Origin of the sequence: Pseudooceanicola sp. (assembly GCF_029213205.1) — a bacterium.
In the GTDB taxonomy this organism is placed as follows: domain Bacteria; phylum Pseudomonadota; class Alphaproteobacteria; order Rhodobacterales; family Rhodobacteraceae; genus Pseudooceanicola.
On the sequence record NZ_JARGNH010000060.1, the window covers coordinates 225 to 2,911 of the forward strand.

The 2,687-nt window shown below is 60.6% G+C and carries 3 protein-coding genes; all 3 read right to left on the minus strand.

From position 1 onward, the window contains the following. Positions 1–222: 222 nt before the first annotated feature. The 3 genes from P1U48_RS18140 to P1U48_RS18150 are packed head-to-tail and all read right to left on the minus strand — an operon-like array spanning position 223 to position 2,601. Complete coding sequence (locus tag P1U48_RS18140; protein ID WP_301070747.1) at positions 223–1,791, minus strand: IS66 family transposase; 1,569 nt, start codon at positions 1,789–1,791, stop codon at positions 223–225. A gap of 55 nt (positions 1,792–1,846) precedes the next feature. Continuing rightward, entirely contained in the window at positions 1,847–2,200 is a 354-nt protein-coding gene (gene tnpB, locus P1U48_RS18145; protein ID WP_301070749.1) for an IS66 family insertion sequence element accessory protein TnpB, read from the minus strand. Beyond that, positions 2,197–2,601: a transposase gene (locus P1U48_RS18150; RefSeq protein ID WP_301070753.1), complete on the minus strand. Its 405-nt coding sequence runs from the start codon at positions 2,599–2,601 to the stop codon at positions 2,197–2,199. The genes tnpB and P1U48_RS18150 overlap by 4 nt, the downstream gene beginning before the upstream one ends. Between the last annotated feature and the right edge of the window lie 86 nt (positions 2,602–2,687).

Genomic DNA, 2,687 nt, shown 5'->3' on the forward strand with positions numbered 1-2,687 from the left:
CTGCGACTCAAGTCGTGGGAGAGTAGGTCACCGCCAAACCTAATAAAATCCCCAGTCTCTCAATCGATGTACAGAACGATACCCTATGATCGAGACCATACGTCAGCTACCCTGATCACGCTGTGTTGACAGGTATGATCTAACGACGCCGCATGTTCGGCAGTCATAGACCACGATTGTATCGAAGATGAACGTAAGCGGTGTCTGAAGGGCACTTGGGTTTCAGCTTGACGGCTGGAAGTTCCAAGGAAGCAACTCGTCGATGCGGTGTTGCGGATGTCCGGCCGCAATGGCTTCGAGCGTAGCCTTGAGATAGGCGAAAGGCTCGATGGCGTTGATCTTGGCGGTCTCGATCAGGGATGCGATGCGGCCCCATGCCTTGCCCCCCTCGTCATGACCGGCGAACAATGCGTTTTTCCTGTTCAAAGCAATCGGCCTGACCAGATTTTCGACCTTGTTGGAGTCGATCTCGACGCGTCCGTCCGTCAGGAAGGTCTGCAAACCATCCCAGTGTCGGTGGATGTAGGCAAGCTTCTCTCCGAGGCGCGATTTGGCCGAGATGCGCAGGCGCTGCGCTTGTAGCCAGATGCCGAAGGCTTCGACCAGTGGCGCGGATCGTGCCTGGCGCGCTGACAGGCGCTGGCCCGGGGACGTGTCGCGGATGTCTTTCTCGACGGCATAGATTCCTGCGATCTGGCGCAGGCCCTCGGCGGCGATCTCGGAACCATCGCGATCGAAGATTTCCTTGAGCTTGCGACGCGCATGCGCCCAGCAATGGGCGACAACGATCGGATCACCGCCCTTGCGGTCAGGGCGCGTCAGCCGGTTGTAACCCTGGTAGCCATCGAGTTGCAGCGTGCCATTGAAGCCGGTCAGGAATTTCTCGGCATTCTCCCCGCGGCGATCGGGAGCATAGAAAAAGACGACCCCGGGGGGATCATCGCCGCCCCATGACCGATCATCGCGCGCCAGAGCCCAGAGGTAGCCTGTTTTTGTCCGCCCGCGGCCCGGATCGAGGACCGGCGCCGTGGTTTCGTCCATGAACAGCTTCGTGGATGTCTTCAGGTGCTCGGCCAGCCGGTCCACGATGGGTCCAAGGTGGAAAGCTGCCACACCGACCCAATCAGCCAGCGTCGAGCGGTGAATGTCGATGCCAGAGCGGGCGAGGATCTGTGATTGTCGGTAGAGCGGGGCATGGTCCGCATATTTGCTGACCAGAACATGCGCGATGGCGCCTTCGGTTGGGAGCCCGCCCTCGATCAGCCATGCGGGCGTCGGTGCTTGTGTGACCCCATCGGTGCAGGTGCGGCAGGCATATTTTGGGCGGACCGTCACGATCACACGGCACTGTGCCGGGACGATGTCGAGCCGCTCGTTGCGGTCCTCGCCGATCCTGTGCATCTGCCCGCAACCACAGGGGCACATCAGGCTGTCGGGTTCGACTACCTGCTCGATGCGTGGCAAACCGGCGGGCAGGTTGCCGCGGTTGCGCCTGGCCACTCGCTTTCGCTTGGGCTTGTCGTCTCCGGGCGTCTGCACCTTCTTTTGTTCACGGGCCTCGGCGACGGCAGCTTCAAGATCCTCGAAGGTCAGCTGGCGATCATCTTCGCTGAGCTTCTCGGACTTCTTGCCGTGGACCACCTGGTTCAGCTCGGCCACCAGATGCTCAAGACGTTTGACGATGTCCTCCAGCTCCGCGGCCCGCGCAGCTTTTGCCTTCAAGGCCTCAAAAGCTACGCGGTATTCCGGTGGCAGGACGGACAGATCGAGGTCTTTGGCAGCGGCGCTCATGATCAGTATTATACACTGGGATCAAAGCCATGATCCCTGCATTCGTCGCCCCGAGTCACTCCGCCGCAGCTGGTGGGCGGGTCTCCAGCGCCTTGACCTTGCGCCAGTCCAGCCCGGAAAAAAGCGCCTCGAACTGTGCGTGGTTCAGCGCCATCATTCCGTCCTTGATCGTGGGCCAGGTGAAGGTCGTGTCCTCGAGCCGTTTGTAGGCCATGACCAGACCGCTGCCGTCCCAATAGAGAAGCTTCAGCCGGTCCAAGCGCTTGGCCCGAAACAGGAACACTGTCCCGGTGAACGGATCTTTGCGGAGCACGGTCTGCACCATGGCTGTCAGCCCGTCGTGTCCTTTTCTGAAGTCAACCGGCTGCGTTGCCACCAAAATGCGCACACGGTTCGAAGGGAAGATCATGCGCCACCCCCAAGCGCGCGCACGATGTCCCCAATCCGGGCTGCAGGCGTGGCACCGTCCAGCCGGACAGAAACCGATCCAGCTACGATCTCGATTGCCCTACTCGCCGAACCCGTATCTTCCGCCGATGGCGAACTTTCGACATCGAACATCACCAACGGGGCGAAGTCCGTGTCAGCCTCTGGCGCGGGCAAAACAAGTTCACCATCCTTGGCCAGCCGCCGCCATCCCGACAGGTGGTTCGGGCGAAGGTTATACTTGCGCGCAACGTCATTCACCGTTGCTCCAGGCACCAGCGTTTCTGCCACGATCCGCGCTTTCACACGATCTGGCCACCGTCGGCTCCCGGTCCGTGAGACCTCAACGCCCAAACGCGTGAGAAACTCGTTCGTAGTCTCCATGGCGAAACTCACCTCCTGTTATCCAACAGGGCGTGAGTCTCAAATCACAAGGATCAAGAGAAGGTGGGCGCCACACAGCGCTTACG

Bases quoted from the DNA above. Each gene is read 5' to 3' on its own strand.
- P1U48_RS18140 (WP_301070747.1), bottom strand. From the start codon at position 1,791: ATGAGCGCCGCTGCCAAAGACCTCGATCTGTCCGTCCTGCCACCGGAA.
- tnpB (WP_301070749.1), bottom strand. From the start codon at position 2,200: ATGATCTTCCCTTCGAACCGTGTGCGCATTTTGGTGGCAACGCAGCCG.
- P1U48_RS18150 (WP_301070753.1), bottom strand. From the start codon at position 2,601: ATGGAGACTACGAACGAGTTTCTCACGCGTTTGGGCGTTGAGGTCTCA.